18 protein-coding genes are annotated in these 17,703 nt (G+C 59.6%); 8 read left to right on the top strand and 10 right to left on the bottom strand.

The window, feature by feature from the left end:
• Positions 1-19: 19 nt before the first annotated feature.
• The 3 genes from AC1RTP_RS17390 to AC1RTP_RS17380 are packed head-to-tail and all read right to left on the bottom strand — an operon-like array spanning position 20 to position 3,014.
• On the bottom strand, positions 20-712 hold the full coding sequence (locus tag AC1RTP_RS17390) for a histidine phosphatase family protein (protein WP_498608944.1): 693 nt from the start codon (positions 710-712) through the stop codon (positions 20-22).
• Positions 712-1,782: a phosphotransferase family protein gene (locus AC1RTP_RS17385; protein WP_498608943.1), complete on the bottom strand. Its 1,071-nt coding sequence runs from the start codon at positions 1,780-1,782 to the stop codon at positions 712-714. Before AC1RTP_RS17385 ends, AC1RTP_RS17390 begins: the two co-directional genes overlap by 1 nt.
• Positions 1,779-3,014, bottom strand: a complete 1,236-nt coding sequence (locus tag AC1RTP_RS17380; protein WP_498608941.1) for an acyl-CoA dehydrogenase family protein — start codon at positions 3,012-3,014, stop codon at positions 1,779-1,781. Before AC1RTP_RS17380 ends, AC1RTP_RS17385 begins: the two co-directional genes overlap by 4 nt.
• Before the next feature lie 94 nt (positions 3,015-3,108).
• On the opposite strand from AC1RTP_RS17380, the gene AC1RTP_RS17375 reads away from it, so the two are divergent.
• The gene (locus tag AC1RTP_RS17375) at positions 3,109-4,026 is read left to right on the top strand and encodes a LysR family transcriptional regulator (RefSeq protein ID WP_498609095.1); all 918 of its coding nucleotides are present in this window, start codon (positions 3,109-3,111) and stop codon (positions 4,024-4,026) included.
• A 191-nt stretch (positions 4,027-4,217) separates the two neighbouring features.
• Here the strand turns inward: AC1RTP_RS17375 and AC1RTP_RS17370 are convergent, their stop codons facing one another.
• The 3 genes from AC1RTP_RS17370 to AC1RTP_RS17360 all read right to left on the bottom strand — a co-directional run bounded on the left by AC1RTP_RS17370 (position 4,218) and on the right by AC1RTP_RS17360 (position 7,558).
• On the bottom strand, positions 4,218-5,570 hold the full coding sequence (locus AC1RTP_RS17370) for a tyrosine-type recombinase/integrase (RefSeq protein WP_498608939.1): 1,353 nt from the start codon (positions 5,568-5,570) through the stop codon (positions 4,218-4,220).
• Between the two features lie 232 nt (positions 5,571-5,802).
• A complete protein-coding gene (locus tag AC1RTP_RS17365; protein ID WP_498608938.1) occupies positions 5,803-6,747 on the bottom strand; it encodes a phosphatase PAP2 family protein in 945 nt (314 codons plus the stop codon).
• A 115-nt stretch (positions 6,748-6,862) separates the two neighbouring features.
• The gene (locus tag AC1RTP_RS17360) at positions 6,863-7,558 is read right to left on the bottom strand and encodes an SOS response-associated peptidase (protein WP_498608936.1); all 696 of its coding nucleotides are present in this window, start codon (positions 7,556-7,558) and stop codon (positions 6,863-6,865) included.
• A gap of 41 nt (positions 7,559-7,599) precedes the next feature.
• Between AC1RTP_RS17360 and AC1RTP_RS17355 the strand changes: the two genes are divergently transcribed.
• On the top strand, positions 7,600-7,851 hold the full coding sequence (locus tag AC1RTP_RS17355) for a hypothetical protein (RefSeq protein ID WP_498608935.1): 252 nt from the start codon (positions 7,600-7,602) through the stop codon (positions 7,849-7,851).
• Between the two features lies 1 nt (position 7,852).
• Here AC1RTP_RS17355 and AC1RTP_RS17350 read toward each other — a convergent pair whose 3' ends face one another.
• The 3 genes from AC1RTP_RS17350 to AC1RTP_RS17340 all read right to left on the bottom strand — a co-directional run bounded on the left by AC1RTP_RS17350 (position 7,853) and on the right by AC1RTP_RS17340 (position 11,670).
• Entirely contained in the window at positions 7,853-8,902 is a 1,050-nt protein-coding gene (locus AC1RTP_RS17350) for an OmpA family protein (RefSeq protein WP_498608933.1), read from the bottom strand.
• Between the two features lie 100 nt (positions 8,903-9,002).
• On the bottom strand, positions 9,003-11,006 hold the full coding sequence (locus AC1RTP_RS17345; RefSeq protein ID WP_498608931.1) for a spermidine synthase: 2,004 nt from the start codon (positions 11,004-11,006) through the stop codon (positions 9,003-9,005).
• Between the two features lie 61 nt (positions 11,007-11,067).
• Positions 11,068-11,670 (bottom strand): LysE/ArgO family amino acid transporter, encoded by a 603-nt coding sequence (locus AC1RTP_RS17340; RefSeq protein WP_498608930.1) that lies wholly within the window; start codon positions 11,668-11,670, stop codon positions 11,068-11,070.
• 105 nt (positions 11,671-11,775) lie between these two features.
• Here AC1RTP_RS17340 and AC1RTP_RS17335 point away from each other — a divergent pair, with 105 nt between their 5' ends.
• Complete coding sequence (locus tag AC1RTP_RS17335) at positions 11,776-12,666, top strand: LysR family transcriptional regulator ArgP (RefSeq protein WP_498608928.1); 891 nt, start codon at positions 11,776-11,778, stop codon at positions 12,664-12,666.
• A gap of 42 nt (positions 12,667-12,708) precedes the next feature.
• Here the strand turns inward: AC1RTP_RS17335 and AC1RTP_RS17330 are convergent, their stop codons facing one another.
• A complete protein-coding gene (locus AC1RTP_RS17330; RefSeq protein WP_498608926.1) occupies positions 12,709-13,776 on the bottom strand; it encodes a type II asparaginase in 1,068 nt (355 codons plus the stop codon).
• 88 nt (positions 13,777-13,864) lie between these two features.
• Here AC1RTP_RS17330 and AC1RTP_RS17325 point away from each other — a divergent pair, with 88 nt between their 5' ends.
• The 5 genes from AC1RTP_RS17325 (at position 13,865) to AC1RTP_RS17305 (ending at position 17,690) form a co-directional block, all read left to right on the top strand.
• Positions 13,865-14,371 (top strand): DUF3305 domain-containing protein, encoded by a 507-nt coding sequence (locus AC1RTP_RS17325; RefSeq protein ID WP_498608925.1) that lies wholly within the window; start codon positions 13,865-13,867, stop codon positions 14,369-14,371.
• Positions 14,340-14,789 carry a DUF3306 domain-containing protein gene (locus AC1RTP_RS17320; RefSeq protein WP_498608923.1) on the top strand — a complete coding sequence of 150 codons (450 nt, stop codon included), beginning with the start codon at positions 14,340-14,342 and terminating at the stop codon, positions 14,787-14,789. The genes AC1RTP_RS17325 and AC1RTP_RS17320 overlap by 32 nt, the downstream gene beginning before the upstream one ends.
• The gene (locus AC1RTP_RS17315) at positions 14,764-16,866 is read left to right on the top strand and encodes a 4Fe-4S binding protein (protein ID WP_498608922.1); all 2,103 of its coding nucleotides are present in this window, start codon (positions 14,764-14,766) and stop codon (positions 16,864-16,866) included. The genes AC1RTP_RS17320 and AC1RTP_RS17315 overlap by 26 nt, the downstream gene beginning before the upstream one ends.
• Positions 16,866-17,426 carry a TorD/DmsD family molecular chaperone gene (locus tag AC1RTP_RS17310; protein ID WP_498608920.1) on the top strand — a complete coding sequence of 187 codons (561 nt, stop codon included), beginning with the start codon at positions 16,866-16,868 and terminating at the stop codon, positions 17,424-17,426. The genes AC1RTP_RS17315 and AC1RTP_RS17310 overlap by 1 nt, the downstream gene beginning before the upstream one ends.
• Positions 17,427-17,495: 69 nt before the next feature.
• Entirely contained in the window at positions 17,496-17,690 is a 195-nt protein-coding gene (locus tag AC1RTP_RS17305) for a hypothetical protein (protein ID WP_498608919.1), read from the top strand.
• Positions 17,691-17,703 lie beyond the last annotated feature (13 nt).

Below are 17,703 nucleotides of genomic sequence, written 5' to 3'. Positions count from 1 at the left end.
TGGTTCCCTTCAGAAGTATTCAGCGGTGGGTAAGCAGTTGCGATTCTGCTGCGCCGTCAAGGTGCGGCCACCCGTTGTATGTAATGAGCTGGCGTGATCGCCGGCCAAGCCGGATGCGTGTGACGCTGGTGTTGACCAGCGGCCAGCACAGGGAGAAAGTGCGTTCTGCGGGCAAGTCCATGAGGGCAGCGACGATCACGCTGATCGGGCCGCCCGATGTGAAAACCCAGGTTTCACCTTCGTGCGTGGTGGCGAGCGACTCCCAGGCATCGCGCACGGCGGCGCTGAAGGCGGGCCAACTGGTGTTGTATTCGTGGTCGTGCCCTCCGGCTGTCCAGCGGTCGACAGCTGCCAGAATCAGGCTTTGCAAAGCCTTCTGCTCGGCAGGATCGCGCGCAAGCGCAGCGCGCGCAGAAGCGCCGGATGCGGATTGCGCCTCCACCTGGGCAACCAGTTCGTTGGCATCGAATTCGTCCAGGCCGGTTAGTACGAGAGTCGGGATTTCGTCCAGCCCCGCCGCGCGCAGGCAGGCCTGCGCCGTCTGCGCATGACGGCGAAGGCCGCCAACAGCAATGCGGGCAGGGCGGCGCCCGCTGCGCGCCAGCCAGCTTCCCAGAAGAGCGGACTGAAGCTCGCCCAGTTCGGAGAGACAGTCGTAATCCTCTGCGCCAAGACTGGCCTGCCCATGGCGGATCAGGAATATGTCGCCCACTAGTGGCTCCCGCCGGCGGCGATCGTTTCGCGGCAACGCCTGGCCAGGATGCCTACCATGACGCCGAGACTCGCAAACTGCTCATTGGTGGTCTGGCCCAGGACATAGCGGCGGTAGATCTGCTGCGCGATGACCATCAGGCGGAACAGTCCGAAGACTTCATAGAAGGCAAAGTCGCGGGTATCCATTCCGGTCTTGTCGGCATAGTAGGCCAGCACTTCGCGCCGCGTGAACATGCCTTCCGCGTGCGTTGGCTGGCGTCGGACCGCCTGGAAGGCTGGTTCGTCGCCGGCCTCCACCCAATAAGCGAGAGAGCCGCCGAGGTCCATCAAAGGATCACCCAGCGTGGCCATTTCCCAATCCAGGACGCCAATCACCTTGGTCGGGTCGGCAGGATCGAGCACCACATTGTCGAAGCGGTAGTCGTTGTGGATGACGCACAGGCGGGAATCCTGTTTCGGGCGCGTCGCAGCCAGCCAGGCAATGACGTCTTCGCAGGCGTCGGTGCCTTCGGTCAGCGCGCGCTGCCAGCGCGAAGTCCAGCCGCCGAACTGGCGCTCGACATAGCCTTCGCCTTTGCCCAGTGCCGCCAGTGCCGGTTGCGTCGCATCGATGCCGTGCAGTTCGATCAGGCGGTCGAGGACATTGGTGCACAGCTTACGTACGCCGGCTGCATCGAGAGGGAAGCCGGCCGGCAGGTTGCTGCGCAGGATGATGCCAGGCAGGCATTCCATGGCAAAGAAGGGGGCGCCGACGATGGAAGCATCGTCGCTGCGCGCCAGGATGGCCGGCACATAAGTAAAGCTGGGTTTCAGCGCCGCCATCACGCCCGCTTCGCGCAGCATATCGTGGGCGCCTGCCGCTGCGCCAGCAGGAGCACGGCGCAGCACCAGGTTGCGGTCGCCATAGCTGACCAGGTACGTCAGGTTGGACGCACCGCCCTGGAACTGGCGCAGCGCTGGCTCCCCCTGCAGGCCTGGGATGGCCGATTTCAGGTAAGCATCCAGGCGCGCCGTGTCCAGGCGGTCTTCATCGCGCACTGCGCGCGCGTCGGCAATTGCATTCGTCATTCCAGTTCTCCTCGCGCAGCCTTCTGCTGTTTCAGCTCGATCTTGGCGATCACGCCGCGGTGCACTTCATCCGGACCGTCAGCAATGCGCAGCGCCCGTGCGTAGGCAAACAAGCCCGCCAATGGCGTGTCGTCGCACATGCCCATGGCGCCGTGGATCTGGATGGCAGCATCGGCGGCTTGCTGCGCAACTGCAGGTGCGACAACCTTGATCTGCGAGATCAGGCTCATGGCCGCCTTCACGCCTTGCGTGTCGATGGTCCATGCCGCCTTCATCGTCAGCAGACGCGCCTGTTCGATGGCCATGCGCAGGTTGGCGATGTTGTCGGCATTGCCGCCTAGCTTGGCTAGCGGCTTTCCGAAAGCGACGCGTTTCTCTGCGCGTGCGCAAAGCAGCGACAGCGAGTGTTCCGCCGCGCCGATTGCGCGCATGCAGTGGTGGATGCGGCCCGGGCCAAGGCGGCCCTGGGCGATTTCGAAGCCGCGGCCAACGCCGAGAATGATGTTCGATAAAGGCAGGCGAACATTGTCGAACACCACTTCACCGTGCCCGGACGGTTCGTCAAAGGTGCCGAAGCTTGGCAGCATGCGCGTGACGGTGACGCCCGGAGTATCCAGCGGACAAAGCACCATGGTGTGGCGGCGGTGGCGGTCGGCATCCGGATCACTCAGGCCCATGAAGATCGCGATCTTCACATTCGGGTGGCCGATGCCGGTGGACCACCATTTGCGCCCATTCAGCACGACTTCGTCGCCTTCCACGATGGCGGTCGCCTGCATATTGGTGGCGTCCGACGAGGCCACTGCCGGTTCGGTCATGCAGAAGGCGGAGCGGATTTCGCCGGACAGCAGCGGCTCGAGCCATTGGTGCTGCTGTTCGGGCGAGCCATAGCGGGCCAGCACTTCCATATTGCCGGTATCGGGGGCGTTGCAGTTGAAGACCTCCGGCGCCATCATTGAATGGCCCATGCGTTCGGCCAGCGGCGCATATTCGACATTGGACAGGCCGGCGCCGCCGTGTTCGACTTCCGGCAGGAACAGGTTCCACAGGCCGGCTTCCTTGGCGCGTGCCTTGAGTTTTTCCATCACTGCCGGCTGGCGCCATTGACGCCAGTCCGCGCCGCCGGTCAGTTGCGCGTGATATTCCGCCTCCACCGGTTCGAGTTCTTCGCGCATGAAGCGGTCAAGGCGTTCCAGCATTTCTTGGCCGCGTTTGGAAGGGGAGAAGTCCATGATTTAAAGCCCTGGTTTGTTGTGATGAAAACCAGCGTACGCGAACTCGGGTAATCTATATAATGAATATTTATAATTCACGGACATAAATGAAATTTATATGGATGGCCGCATCGACCTGAATCTGTTCCGTGTGCTGGACGCGATCTACCAGCAGGGGGGGATCACGGCCGCCGCCCGCTCCCTGCATTTGACGCAGCCGGCCGTGACCCATGCCCTGAACCGGCTGCGTGAACACTTTGGCGACCCCTTATTCGTCCGGCAGGGCAATAGCGTAGTCCCCACCGAGCGCACGCTGGCGGTGATCGAGGCGGTGCAAAGCCATCTCCAGGGATTGCAGGGGACTTTGCGCAGCGAGGCCGAAGTGAGGCCGGAAACGCTCGATGCCGAAATGACGATGGGTTCGCGCGATATGCTGGAATCCATGGTGCTGCCAGCCCTGGCGGCCACCTTTGCGGCAGAAGCGCCACGCCTCAAGCTGGCGAGCCGTCGCGTGCCGCTGGATGAAGTCGAGCGCGCCCTGGCCGGCGGGCAGCTGGACCTGGTGTTTGAGCGCCGCATCCGGGTAGGGCCCCGCGTTGCCAGCGCATATATCTTCGACGAGTCGCACGTGGTCGTCATGCGTCGCGACCATCCGCTGGTGCAGGGGAGCCTGACCCGTGCGGAATACTTCGCCGCGCGCCATGTCAGCGTTTCGCCGATGGGAGAACCGAATACGCTGGATGTTCTGCTTGGCAACGATGGCCGCCAGCGCCAGATCAGTCTCTTTTGCCAGCACCATTTTGCTGCCTGCCAGATCGTCGCATCCGGGGATCTCCTTCTGACGTTGCCGCGTTTTTATGCGCAGAAGATGGCTGAGTTGCTACCAATTATCGTCAAGCCGCTGCCACTCGGCCTTAAACCCTATCCGATTTTCGCGTACTGGCACGAGATGCGAAATTCCGACCGAATTCACCAGTGGTTCCGGGGGCGGGCAATTAATGTGGTGCGCGAGGCGTCAAAGGTGCTGTGAGCCATCATCTCACTTGGGTGAAAGCGTGGGCTAGTTTGGGAATTTCGCTTACGCGGGGCTGTCGGCCCGAAGGCGCATGATGTCTCATTAGCGGGGAGTGCGAAAGGTGGATAGAAAGATGGATAGAGCGGTTTTCTCACTCTTAGTACTACAGACACCCTCTCCGCCATGCACTTGTAGCTGAATCCCGCCTAGGGAGCCTCGCCGGAGATCTTGGTTGGCGTGAAGTCGATTCCGGCTTCTGTGAGTATCCATTTTTCAATTTCATCGTGCCACTTACGAAGCAAGTCAAGTGGTCGGCGCCGGTAGTGTTTTTCAGCGAGAGCGCTAGGCCTATGGCCCATGATTTGTGCCGACACGCCACTTGGCATTTCAATCCACTCGCAAAGCGTGCCGAACGATCGACGAAGTCCATGCAAAGTAATATGCGGCAGTCCAGCAGCGGTGACCGCATCAGCATGAGCTTTGTTGGGCGACACAATATGACCGCTTTCTGATCTACTGCTAAATGCCCACGGTGAAGGTGACCACTCTTTGCCAGCAGCCTTCAGGCGTCTAATGCGGCTTTTGGACGGGGGCATCTCGTTCAGGCGTTTTAGCACCAGCAACTGTCCGGCGAAATAGGGCGTCAAAGGGATTGTGCGCATGCCATCAACTTTGTCTCGGATGTTGAGGCTACGCCATGTGAAGTCCACATCTTCCCAACGAAGTTCCGCGAGCTCTTCCCTGCGAGCACCTGTAATCAATAAGCCTTGTAGGTAGCAACTAATAATTGGGTTGGGAATAGCGCGGATAGCAGTGAACCAGTTTGCGAGTTGTTCGCGCTGAAGGCAGTCGCCAAGTTTGGCGCGTGCTGGAGGGATAGCATCCCTTACTTTGCGGGCTCTGTATGAGCCTGTCGGAATGATGTCGCAATATTCATCATGGCTTTCTGCCCAGTGGATGAATGCCCTTAGCTTTCGAAAGCTCTGTGCAGTATTTGTCGGACGGGCCGCAGATTCCATCCCCGCCCATTCCGCTAGAACGACGGCTGACAGTTCGGACAGCTTACGTGTCATCAGGGAGGCGAGAGGGCCAGCGACTGTTTTTCCTTTGCCCCGCTTTTTGGATTGGCCGCCAGGTGCAGCTTGATTTAGATGGTCCTGATAGTGGCGTTCACCCCAGTGCGGCTTTCTGTCCGCTAGATAGATCGGCCATACGTCTGCGAGTGTCAAATCTCGTCGTTTTGCTTGCTCCCGATCTGCTTTATTCTTTGCAAGCTGCTCCAGACGTTTTTGGCGTGGATCGAAACCGCTGTCGACCTGTGCCTTTAAGCGTGTCGCTTCCACTTTAGCGTTCGAGACTGACCAGGTCCGGACATCGCCAATCGTAATACGTAATGTCGTTCCGTTTAGACGCGCCTCAAAGATGTATGATTTACTGCCGCCGTCGCTGGCTCTGACACCAAGCCCCGGGGTTTTGGCATCCCACAGAAGAGATTGTCTCTTGCCTGGATCACATTGAAAGGCTGCAACGCGGCTCGCCGTGAAGTTGATTTTTGCCATTGCCTAAGTTCCTGCAATTCCGTTTTGCGTAGGCACTGCGTAGGAAGATTTTAGCAAAATAATGCCAAGATTCGGAAAGCATGGATGTGACGAAATCGGCGGATTTTTCGTTTTTTCCTTTGAAAATCAATGCTTTGCAAGGGTAATGGGAACAACGGAAAAGCATAAGGTAGCCGACTTCTAAGCCGAGGGTCACAGGTTCGATTCCTGTAGGGCAGGCCAAACTTTCGTGTCAGGCCATTTTACGCGTCGTGGAAAGAACCTCGCTTTCCTGGATTCCAAGTCGTTTCTGCAACCAGATCTGCCGAAGCTTGATGACGGCTAATGTGAGGATGCCGGCGGCGAGAACATCGATGATGTAATGTCCGCCGACCACCGGCGTCGAAAGCAGCAGCGCCATGTTCAACGGAATAATGATGTAGGCCATCGGCGTGCGGCGTACCGCCCAGCAAAACAAAATGGCCATTACGGTATGCACCGAAGGCATCGAGACAAGGCCTTGCATCGCATTCAGGTCGATTGCACTCAGCACACCTGACCTCAGCTCTTCAAAATGCGACCAGCCCGAAACATCTGTATGAAGGCTTTCGGCGAAGAATTTGGGTGCGCCAGCGGCCGGGAAAAATATGGAAAACAGGATCGATGTCGCGATGAGGAGCGACGATAATTCCAGGAATTCCTTGACCCTTGCCCTGCGCTTCGAGATCGAGAGGTAGATCACGACGGTCCAGGATTGGATGGCGAGGGTTTGATAGGCTGCAAACATGAGGCGAAGGTATGTTTCGTGAGAAATAGCCCACTGATAGTAGTCACTCCAGTTAAATCCAATAAATGCGTCGAGCCTGGCGAGCGGAAGATCAATCAGGGGGAAATTGGCTGAAACAGCCAGATAGCTGAAGACTGCTGCTGATTGAGCGAGCAGCAGTGAGAAGACGACAGACTCGCAGAGCGTGAAAATCATATCGTCGTCCCTGTATCGCTTGAAGAGCAGGGGCGCTGCGGATACGGTTGCGAGCACTAGCGGGGCGACCATGCTGGCCGGTTGAACGTACCAGCCATTAACGAGTAGCCAAACGATGTCGAGGACGATCATTGACGCAAGGATCAGCCATTTGAAATCCAGCCGTCCCAAAGTGGAGGCACCTCGGCTGGCAAGGCCAATGAAATTCTGGATCATTTGAGTCCCCGGTAGATTTCTTGTGCGGGCAACAATTCGACACTAGCACAATAGCATGTGTCCAATGAGAAAGACGAGTACAAGAATTACTTGAAAGTCACTCCGTTGCAGACGGTCAGAAGTCCAGCAAAGACTGCTGTTTTTCGGGGGCGGGTTTCTTTTTTGCCTCCGGCCGAGGATCCTCCCAAGCGTGCATCAGCTGATGCGGGTAGGGATTAAGGAAGGCCCGTGCAAATTCGGGATCGCGGCAGGAGAGCCAGTCGCTATAAGCTTCCGGCGGCACCACGACCAGTGTGCGCTTTTCGTCATCCGGCTTGTGGAAGCGCTTAAGCAAAGGATGCTCATCGGCGTTGATGGTGAGCTGGGTGAAGGAATTGCTGGTGCTGCCATCGGCTTCTTCCCAACTGCGCCACATGCCGGCCACGGCGAAGGGGCGCGTGTCGGCCATGGCGATCTGCCATCGTACGGCTTTGCCGGACTCGTAGTTCGGCTCGTAGAAGCCGGTCATCGGCACCAGGCAAAGCTGGCTCGATTTCCAATATTTGCTGTATGAGCGCAGCTGGCCCACGGTTTCGCTGCGGGCGTTCATAGTGGTAAGCGAGGGCATCGCGGCTGGCACATGCCGGCGCGGCACGAAGCCGAACGAAGCTACAACGCATTCCGGCTGGCCATCCATGCCGAGGCGGATGATGGGCGCGTTATAGTCCTTCCAGGTTTCGTCCGGCCATTCCATGTCTGCCAGGGTGGCGAGGTCGAGACCCATCATTTCCTGAAGCAGGTCGCGTGAAGTGGGACGGTAATTGGTGCACATGGGGCTATGCTAACCGGAAAGGGCTTGCTAAACTACTGTATATGCATACAGTTATCCGTAAGCCGCTGACAGCTGAACAGTTACGCGAAATCTGGCTTCGCAACCAGAACGCGGACATGCTTGCTGTGCTGTGGGAAGTGAAACGCTTGCGTGCGCTGGTGGTGCGTGCAAGCCAGTTGCATTGGACGTTTCGGGATGAGCTCAGGGGCGAACCCTGCCTGGAGGAGGATCGCCCCTTCGCCACAGAAAGGGAGCTGCGGCGACGGGCGAATGCGATCCGGAATGCTGATTAAGTTATTGAACGACCAGTTCGACGCGGCGGTTCTTGGCGCGGCCGGCCTCGTCTGTATTAGGAGCGACAGGCGCCAGGCTTGCGACGCCTTTGCTCGCCAGTCGGGTTGGGGCAATCTGGTATTGCTTGGAGAGGGTGGCGACCACAGCTTGTGCACGTTGCTGTGAAAGCGTCTGGTTCGCGTCCAGGTTGCCCTGGTTATCCGTGTGGCCAACGATGTAGACCTTAAGCGCCGGCTGGTTCTTCAGGAGTTTCGCCATTTCGTCCAACTGCGTTTTGGATTCCGCGGCTTTGATTTCGGATTTGCCGGTATCGAAGTAGATGCCATACAGGGCGATCTTGCCGCTGGACTGCAAGGCGGATTTCAAGCCATCCGCGTTGACGGTCACCTGGCCGGTCTCCATTGCTTTAGGTTCGGCGATTTCGATATAGGTCGTGGTGAACTCGGTGCTATACACCTTGCCGGTGTTCAGCATCACGTGGACGATCTTGCCGTCCTTGGTCAGCGTGCCGTACATGAAGAACAGGTCGTCAGTCCCGAGCATATTCGTGCCGCCCAACGAACCCATGTTTTTATACAAAGCGGAGTTTTCCGGCTGGCGGTCCTGGTTGGCATGGAAATCCGCTTCCTTCATACCTCTGTAATGATCGCTAAAGCCGTAGCGCATGTGCTCGCAACCTTTATCACGTGGCGTGCAGTTGACAATGGCTTTGAATCCGGCGGCCTTCAGGGCTTGTTCGTAGTTGCGATGCACTTCCAGTGGCGTCTTGCCAAGCGGTGCGAAGTACACCATGCGGGTGATCTGGCCCTCGACCGTGATCGGAGCGATGAAATCGTTGTGGCTGTCCAGGCCCAGCTTGCTTGGGAAGGTCGTCTGGTCGAAGCCAATCTTCTTGTAAGCCATCATCCAGGAATTGTTAAAGCGCTGGATCACGGGATGATCCTCGCCGCCGGCGACGTCGATTGCCCAGTTAGGACCGGCGGAAGCGGTAGCTGTGAAAGCGAGGGATGACAGGCAGATTGCGGTGGCGAAGAGTCGGCGCAGTTTCAAGGGTTATCCTTTCTAAAGGGGCGGCAACTGCAAAGGAACAGTGCCAATAATGCAAATTTTATACGATGCTATGCGAGCATTTCGTCGGTAATCGGAGCGATTATTTAACGATGCCGAGCAGGCTGCTGTAGTTGTCAGTCCAAGGACGCACGTCTGGTGCTGGAGGTAGTTCCTTCAGGCTGGCGAAGTGCGCCAGCTGCTCGCGCTGGCCGACCAGGACCCAGGTTGAGGCCTTGAGGCCGCTCGCGTCGTCGGAGCCGGTTGCCGAAAGATAGGCGACGCGCTTGAATGTGTCGGCTGCCTTTTTCACGATGGGGACAAGGTTGAGGTAGCGGTTGGAGACGTGTACAGCCAGCACGCCATCAGGCTTGAGTTCGCGGAAGTAGATGGCGAAGGCTTCTTGCGTCAGCAGGTGCACCGGCACCGCGTCGCCTGAGAAAGCATCGACCGCCAGCAAGTCGAATTGCTGCGATGGTTCAGCATCCATGACGAGGCGGGCATCGCCGATTGCAATTTCTTTGCGGGCTGGACAGTTGCGCAAGAAGGTGAAGTGCTCGTTGGCGAATTGCTCTACCAGCGGGTTGATTTCATAGAAGCGGTAGATGTCGCCGGGACGGCAGTATGCGGCCATGGTGCCGATGCCAAGGCCGATGATGCCGATGTGTTGCGGGCCTTCGTGGCGGCTGGCCGTCATCGCAATGCCTGCGCCACCGGAGGCGCCAAAGTAGGTTGTGGGCCAGCCTTGCCGCGATGGGGCAAGGAACTGGCGGCCGTGGATGATCACGCCGTGCGTGAGCTGGCGGACCAGCGCTTCGCCGCTACCGGTGTCCTTGACTTTGACAGTGCCGTAAAAGTTGCGCCCCTTGATCGTTGGCGTGGATGGTGAGATTGCGTTCGCAGCCCACATAACGCCGAGCAGTGTCGTGCAGAGGACGGTTGCCTTGATGGGGCGGGCGCTTGGCGTAGGCCCTTCCTGACGGTGCAGGCAGGAGGCGCCGACGAGGCAAACCGCCGCGATGCAGGACAGCGCCAGTTCGTAGTCGTCGTTGAAGATCCGTGGCGCGATCAGGCCGGTGAATATGCCGCCGATGGCGCCGCCGAGGGCGATCATCAGGAAGTAGGCGGTCAACTGCGCGGGAGGCGGTTTCAGCCGCGCGAGTTCGCCATGGCAGGCCATACAGTAAGTGAAAATTGCGACGCAGAACAGCAGCGTTGGCCAGACGATCCCGGAGGGCATCAGGCTCGGGTAGGTGCTGCATGCGATCAGCAGAGGCGTGAGGACGGCCATCAGCGGCAGAAAAAGCCAGCGGCGGTACCAGCGTGCGCTTTCAAAACAGAGAATGAAGGTGAGCAGGTAGATCACCAGCGGGATTACCCACAGCAAGGGCAGCGGTGCGATGTTGGCGGTGAGGTGGCTGGTGGCGGACATCAGTACCACGGTCGGCACTGCGGCGAGCGCGCACCAGAAGAGGCTGTCGCGCCGTGTTGGCTTATCGGCTGCGGCCTGAGCCGGTGCTAGGTTGCGGGTGCGTCCGTTGAGTGCCAGCGCAGCGCAGAAGATCGCGAACAAGGCGAAACCGGCTGACCAAAAGGTGGACATTTCTTGCAAAGTGAAGTGAGGTTCGAACAGCAAAGGGTAGCTCAGCAAGCCGAGCAGGGAGGCGAAGTTCGACAGCGCGAATAAGCGGTAGGGCACGCTTCCGGGACGCTCTTGCGAGAACCAGTGCTGGACCAGCGGACCGGTGGTAGACAGTAGGAAGTAGGGCAGGCCAATGGTCGCAGCGAGCAGGCCCAGCAACAGCAAAGCCGGATCGTCGCCGGCTGAAGGTTTCCAACTATTGCCGGGAATGATAGGCAGCGTCAGCGCCGCAATCAGTAGCAGACCCGCGTGCAGCCAGGCCTGCCGGCGCGGCGCCAGATAGCGGCTGCTCAGGTGGGCGTACAGGTAGCCCAGTAACAGGGTGAGCTGGAAGAACAACATGCACACCGTCCAGGCCGAGGCCGAACCGCCAAACCACGGCAACACCAATTTTCCGATGATGGGCTGAACCTGGAACAGCAGGAAGGCGCTGAGAAAGATTGTTCCGGCGTAAAGAATGAGCATGCGAGATATTAACTCGCAATCCAGCCCCGAAATTCACCCAGTCGCCTAAAACCAACGCACCTTAGCCCATGACGAGGCCGATGGCCAAGGTCAACATGACCGCGCCGGTCAGACCTTCAATGCATTTCCACGCCAGCGGACGGCCAAATACGCCCGCCAGGCGGGTGGCGCCGAAGCCCAAGGCGGTAAACCACAGCAGGGAAGCGGTCATGGCGCCGGCGGAGAAGCCCATGCGCTGCCCGTCCGGGTAGCTGCCTCCGACGGAGCCGAGCAGGACCACGGTGTCGAGGTAGACATGCGGGTTTAGCAGGGAAAGGGCGACTACGCTGACCAGTGCTTGCCGGGCATCGGGCGCTGGCGCCTGGGCGTCGACCGCGAGCGATTTCGGCGTCAGCATCGAGCGCCAGCTGCGCAGGCCGTACCACAGCAGGAAGGCGGCGCCACCCCACCGCGCGGCCGCCAGTAACAGTGGCGAATTCTGGATCATGGCGCCGGCGCCCGCCACGCCGAGCCCGATCAGGACGATATCGATCGCGATGCAGGCGGCGACCGTCAGCGCTACATGCTGGCGCTTGATCCCCATCCTCAGCACATGCGCATTCTGGGCGCCGATCGCCATGATCAGGCTCGCGCCCAATCCCAATCCGTTCACATAACTCTGCATTTTCAACTCCTGTTGTGGAGCTGGAATTGTGCCGTTGCTGGCGCTGTAAATGAAGCTGAATTAAGATGTTTCAGTATTCATTAATTTTGCTAAAGGAGTGGAGCGATGATTCCAGACGCTCGGCAGGGGGAGGCTTTGCTGGCCGTGATCGATTCGGGCAGTTTCGAGCAAGCAGCCGCGGCGCTGCACCTGACTCCGTCGGCGGTGTCTCAGCGCGTCAGCGGGCTGGAATCCGCGGTTGGGACGCCGCTGCTGATTCGCAGCCGCCCGGTGCGCCTGACCAGTGCTGGACAGCGCTTGGTGCAATATCTGCGCCGCAGCCGGTTGATGGAACAGGAATTCATAGCCGAGCTGAAAGCTGATGAAGCGCTGCCGCCCCGCATTCCGGTCGCGGTGAATAACGACACCCTCGGTACCTGGTTTTTGCCGGAATTGAGCCCATTCCTCAACCGCGAAAAGATCCTGCTGGAAATAATCCTGGATGACCAGGACCACACCTATTCGTTGTTTGAAAAAGGCCTGGTGCTGGCGGGAGTATCCAGCGAGCCGGAACCAATGCGCGGTTGCCGTTCGCAGCATTTGGGCTTTATGCGCTACCGATTATTGGCACAGCCGGCATTTGCCCACCGCTTTTTTCCTGACGGATTTACTCGCGATGCAGCCCGCAAGGCGCCGGTAATGTTCTTCGACCGCAAAGATTCGCTGCAGGAGATATTCATTGAGCGCGAGTTGGGATTGCCCTTGGGCGCTTATCCCATTCATTACGTCCCCTCCAGCGATCCATTCGTGGAATCGATCAAGCTTGGGATGGGATATGGCATGCTGCCGCGCCAGCAGTATAAAGACCTGGTGGATTCGGGCGCGCTGGTGGATTTAGTGCCGGGGAAATTCCTGGATATCCACCTTTATTGGCATTCGTGGCGAATCCAGTCGCCCAAGCTTGAGCTGCTGACGGAGCAGGTGCTTGCCGCTGCAGGGCGAGCGCTGGATCGCTAGACTGAAAGCTGGCGCGAACACGCCAGCAGCTGGCACAACGATTTAATACATGTAGAACATGCGCTGCAGTTCTTTGGTATTGGACGTTTTGGTCAGGCCCAGCATCAGCAGGATGCGGGCTTTTTGCGCGCTCAGGGTATCGGATACCACGAAGTCCAGTTCGTCGTCATTTGCTTCGCCATTGCGGGCCACGATGCCGTTACCAACGCGGGCGGAGCGAACGATAATCGTGCCATTCTTGCGGGCGGCGGCCAGGTCCGGTTTTACTTTGGCGGCAACGCTGCCATCGCCAGTGCCCGCGTGGATAATGCCCTTGGCGCCAGCCGCGATAAAGGCGTTCAACGCCACTGGATTCATGTTCGCGTAGCCATAAACAATATCAACTTGCGGCAGTACGCTCAGGTTCGAAATATCAAACTCGGTTTCGACGGTGTGTTTGCGGGTCGATACGTGATAGAAGTGGGCTTTTGGACCCTGCACATAACCCAGCATGCCCAGCTCCGGGGTTTTAAAGGAATCCGGGGTCGAGGTATTGGTTTTGGTAACGTCGCGCGCGCCGTGAATCTGGTCGCCCAGGGCGACCAGCACGCCTTTGCCGACGGCTTCGGAGCTGCCGGCAATCAGTACCGCGTTGTACAGGTTGATCGGGCCGTCGGCAGACAATGCGGTGCCTGGGCGCATGGCGCCGACCAGCACGACTGGCTTGCGGGACTTAACCACCAGGTTCAGGAAATAGGCGGTTTCTTCCAGGGTGTCGGTACCGTGGGTGATCACGACGCCGTCCACGGTTGGCTGTGCCAGCAGGGCGTTGACGCGCTTGCCCAGGGTCAGCCAGTGTTCGTTGGTCATGCTTTCGGAAGCGATCTGGAACACTTGCTCGCCCGTGACGTTTGAAATCTTGGACAGTTCCGGCACTGCGTTTATCAATTGTTGGACGCCGACGGTCGCTGCGGTGTAGCCGACAGTCGTGGTGGAAGTGGCGCCGGAGCCGGCAATGGTGCCGCCCGTGGCCAGGATCGTCACGTTAGGAAGCTTCTCCGCGTGAACGCTGAAGGCCAATAAGAAGGCAAACAGGCTGAAAAGGAAGTGCTTGGCTGTGTTGCGGTGCATAAGTTCTCCTGTGGTTAGTTTTATGATTGTTGCGCATGTTACTCGATTTGGTGCAGTATGCTTATAGTTCTAAGCAAGGACAATGCCAGTGGAAACAGACGAACTGAGTCTCGCTGTTGTCATGCAGCGCAAGCCATTGAAGAGCATCTGGCAGCCATTCCAGTGGCTGCCGGCGGAGGTCGTGTTGTCGCCATTGCCGTTTGTCGCCCCCCGCTGCCTGCGGGACGATCCTTCCGATACGCTATGGCTTTATCCCGGCCTGTCGTTGCGCTTGTATTCCGACGAGGCCGAGGGCTATTTCCTGAACCTTGATTCCGGGGCGCCGTGCTGGTTCATCATGTGGCGCATGGAGGACGAAGTGGCAGTTCCGCAGTTCGTGACCCTCTCTTATAACGAGGCGGCGCGCCTGATGGATGGAGGCGAGCAGGTAGATACCTTGCCTTTGCCGCCATCTCTTGTGGATCGGCTCGGCGTCTTCGTTGCGGAGTATTACCGCCCCGAGCCGAAAGGCAAACGCCGGCGGCCATCGTTCGAAGGCGGCGCCGCGGTGCAGCAGATGGCGAATGAAGAAGGAAGGGGGCGACATGGCCGCTGAAACGTTCTTTGCCCGCTGGTCCCGTGTCAAAACGGAATCGCGCCCCGCTGCCGATGCCTTGCCCGCCGAGTCTTTACCAGTGGCGCCGCTCGTTCCAGATGCGCCTGACGGTGACGCGCCTGTTGCCGCGCCGCCAGCGCCGACGCTAGAACAGGTGGAAAGCCTGACGTCCGATTCCGATTTCACTCCTTTTGTCGCACGCGGCGTTGATGAAACGGTGCGCCGCGCAGCCATGAAAAAACTCTTCGCCGATCCTCACTTCAACGTGATGGACGGCCTGGATACCTACATCGACGATTACAACAAGTTCGAACCCCTGACGCCCCTGATGGTGGCAGCCCTCAACCACGCCAAGGACTTTATCGCTCGCGAATTCGCGGCGGAAGAAAACGATGAGCCAAAAGACGAGGATCTGTAACTGCAATAACACCATGCCGCTGGACGGCGCCGCCATCGGCAGTGCATTGGGCGAGGGTGCTTTGCCGGTCGCCAGCCAGTTATGCCGGCGCGAAGTCGGTCAATACCTGCAGACACTGGAGGGCGGCGAACGCATCGTTGTTGGCTGCACGCAGGAGGAGCCGCTGTTCCGCGAGCTGGCGGAGATGAAGGACACAGTGGCTCCCTTGCGCTTTGTGAACCTGCGTGAGACCGGCGGCTGGAGCGAGGAGGCGCACCGCACCACACCCAAAATGGCTGCCTTGCTGGCGGCTGCCCGGCTGCCTGATCCCGAGCCGGTGCCGGAAGTGGAATATAACTCTGAAGGCCGCGTCCTGCTGCTTGGCCCCGCGCGGCGCGTGCTGCCTTGGGCCCGTAAGCTGGAGCGCCAGCTGCAGGTGAGCGTGCTGTTGACGGATGGCGATGATGCCGCGTTGGCGGGACACTCTTGGCCAACTTTCAGCGGCAACTCGCCGCGTGTGAAGGGATGGCTTGGCGCGTTCCAGGTCAGTTGGCAGCAATCAAATCCGATCGATCTTGAGCTGTGCACGCGCTGCAATGCCTGTGTGAAGGCCTGTCCGGAGGGGGCAATCAGCCTGGCGTACCAGATCGACCTCGATGCCTGCACATCGCATCGCGATTGCGTTGCCGCTTGTGGCGCGGTAGCGGCAATCGACTTTGACCGCATCGAGCGTGACCGGAGCGGCGAGTTCGACCTCGTGTTCGACCTGCATGACACGCCTCTGCTGCCGATGCACCAGCAGCCGCAGGGTTATTTCGCGCCGGGCCCGGATGAAGGGGCGACAGCCTTGGCGACAATGCAGTTGCTGGAGCTGGTCGGCACGTTCAGCAAGCCCCGCTTCTTCCAATATAAGGAGAGCATCTGCGCGCATAGCCGCAGCAAGCAGCCAGGATGCAATGCCTGTATCGATATCTGTTCGGCGGAGGCGATTTCCGCCGCGGGCGATCTTATCAAGGTGACGCCGCAGCTGTGCGCAGGGTGCGGGGCTTGCACGACGGTGTGCCCTTCGGGCGCGCTGACCTACGCGTGGCCGCGTGCTGGTGATTTTGGTGAGCAGTTGCGGACCATGCTGGCTACTTACGCCCGCGCAGGAGGGGGCCGTGCTGCGCTGCTCGTGCACAGCGAAGACGAGGGCGGTGTGTTGGTGCGCCAGCTTGGCCAGCTTGCAGCGGCCGGTGCGGCGAAGGGCGTGCCTGCGCGAGTACTGCCGGTGGCCGTGCATCACATAGCGTCGGTAGGGATGGATTTGTGGCTGTCCGCCGTCGCGTATGGCGCGGTGGACGTGGCGGTGCTGGCGACAGGCGGCGAAGCACCGCAATACCTGGATGCGCTCGCGGCGCAAATGGCGATTGCGCAGGCGATCATCGATGGACTGGGCTATAGCGGCATCGGGCTTCACCTGCTGCGGGCGCACGATTCGGCGGAGCTGGACCGCGAGCTCCAGCGCTTCTCCGCCACCGCGCCCCCGGTGGCGACGGGCCGCGCAGCGCCGGCGGCTGCGACTTTCCACGTAGCGGCGGCGAAGCGGGAGACGCTGGACTTTGCGATCACGCATCTCGCACGGCACGCGCCAACGCCTCAGGACTGCATCGCTCTCCCGCAAGGCGCGCCGTTCGGGACGGTCGATATCGACACGGACAAATGCACGCTCTGCATGGCCTGCGTCGGCGCGTGCCCGGTCTCCGCGCTATCGGACAACCCGCAAGCGCCCCAGCTGCGCTTCACGGAGTCAAACTGCGTGCAATGCGGCCTGTGTGTGCAAACCTGTCCGGAACAGGCGCTGGCGCTGCAACCGCGTTTGAACCTCGGTGCGGAGGCCAAGCACGCGCGCGTCATCAACGAGGCGCAGCCTTATCACTGCATCAAATGCCAGAAGCCATTCGGCACGCTGCAAATGGTGGAGAATATGGTCGGCAAGCTAGCCAGCCACGGCGCCTTCGCCGGCAACCTTGACCGCCTCCGCATGTGCCCCGACTGCCGCGTAATCGACATGCTGCAACCCGAAAAAGAAGTCACCATTTTTGAGGTGAAACGCTGATGACCGAAGACGAAGAATATGCGCGTTCCGAACTGTATGGCGTGCTGTCGATGCTGTTCTATGCACCGCCTTCGCAGCCGGTGCTGGACTTGATCGAAGGCGCTGCGATTGAAGGAGAGGGTGTACTCGCCGATGCCTGGCGCGGCCTGCAAGCAGCCAGCAGCCAGACCGATGCCGAGCGCGCCCGGGACGAATACGAGTCCTTGTTCATCGGCGTCGGCAAGGCGGAAGTCATGCTGTATGGGTCTTACTACCTTTCCGGCTTTTTGATGGAGAAACCGCTGGTGGCACTGCGCGACGACTTGGTTCGCCTGGGGCTCGAGCGCTCGGAGCAGTTGGCGGAAAGCGAAGATCACTTCGCCGCCCTGTGCGACGCCATGCGCCTGCTGCATGGCAACATAGCAACACAAAAGGAATTCTTCGGCACCCACATCCAGCCTTGGGCGCGTCAGCTTTTTGACGCGATCGATGCTCATCCAGGGGCGTCGTACTACCGCGCCGTCGGTGGCCTGGCGCGTAGCTTCGTGGAAGTCGAAACCCAGGCGTTCGATATGAACTAGCTTGCTGCAATGTTAAATTTTTTGTGCTAGTGTTAAAAGACTAACTGATGTTGGCTAAGGGAGACCGTGATGTCAACGCAATCCAACCCTGGAAGAAGGTTTTTTTTCACCGGCGTAGGGGCCCTGGCCGCTGCCGGCATCGCCGCGAAAATGGCCAGCAGCCCGCCGGAAACGACGCCGCCTGCTGAAGCCGAGCCGCCTCCCGGCAGCGGCTATCGTCTCACCGAACATATCCAGAAGTACTACCGCACCATCAAGATCTGAGTGGAGGGCAAGA

This window comes from Pseudoduganella sp. GW821-FHT11H04 (assembly GCF_058807935.1).
Note: the sequence above shows the minus strand (reverse complement) of the source record. Positions and strands in the feature narration are given on the sequence as shown.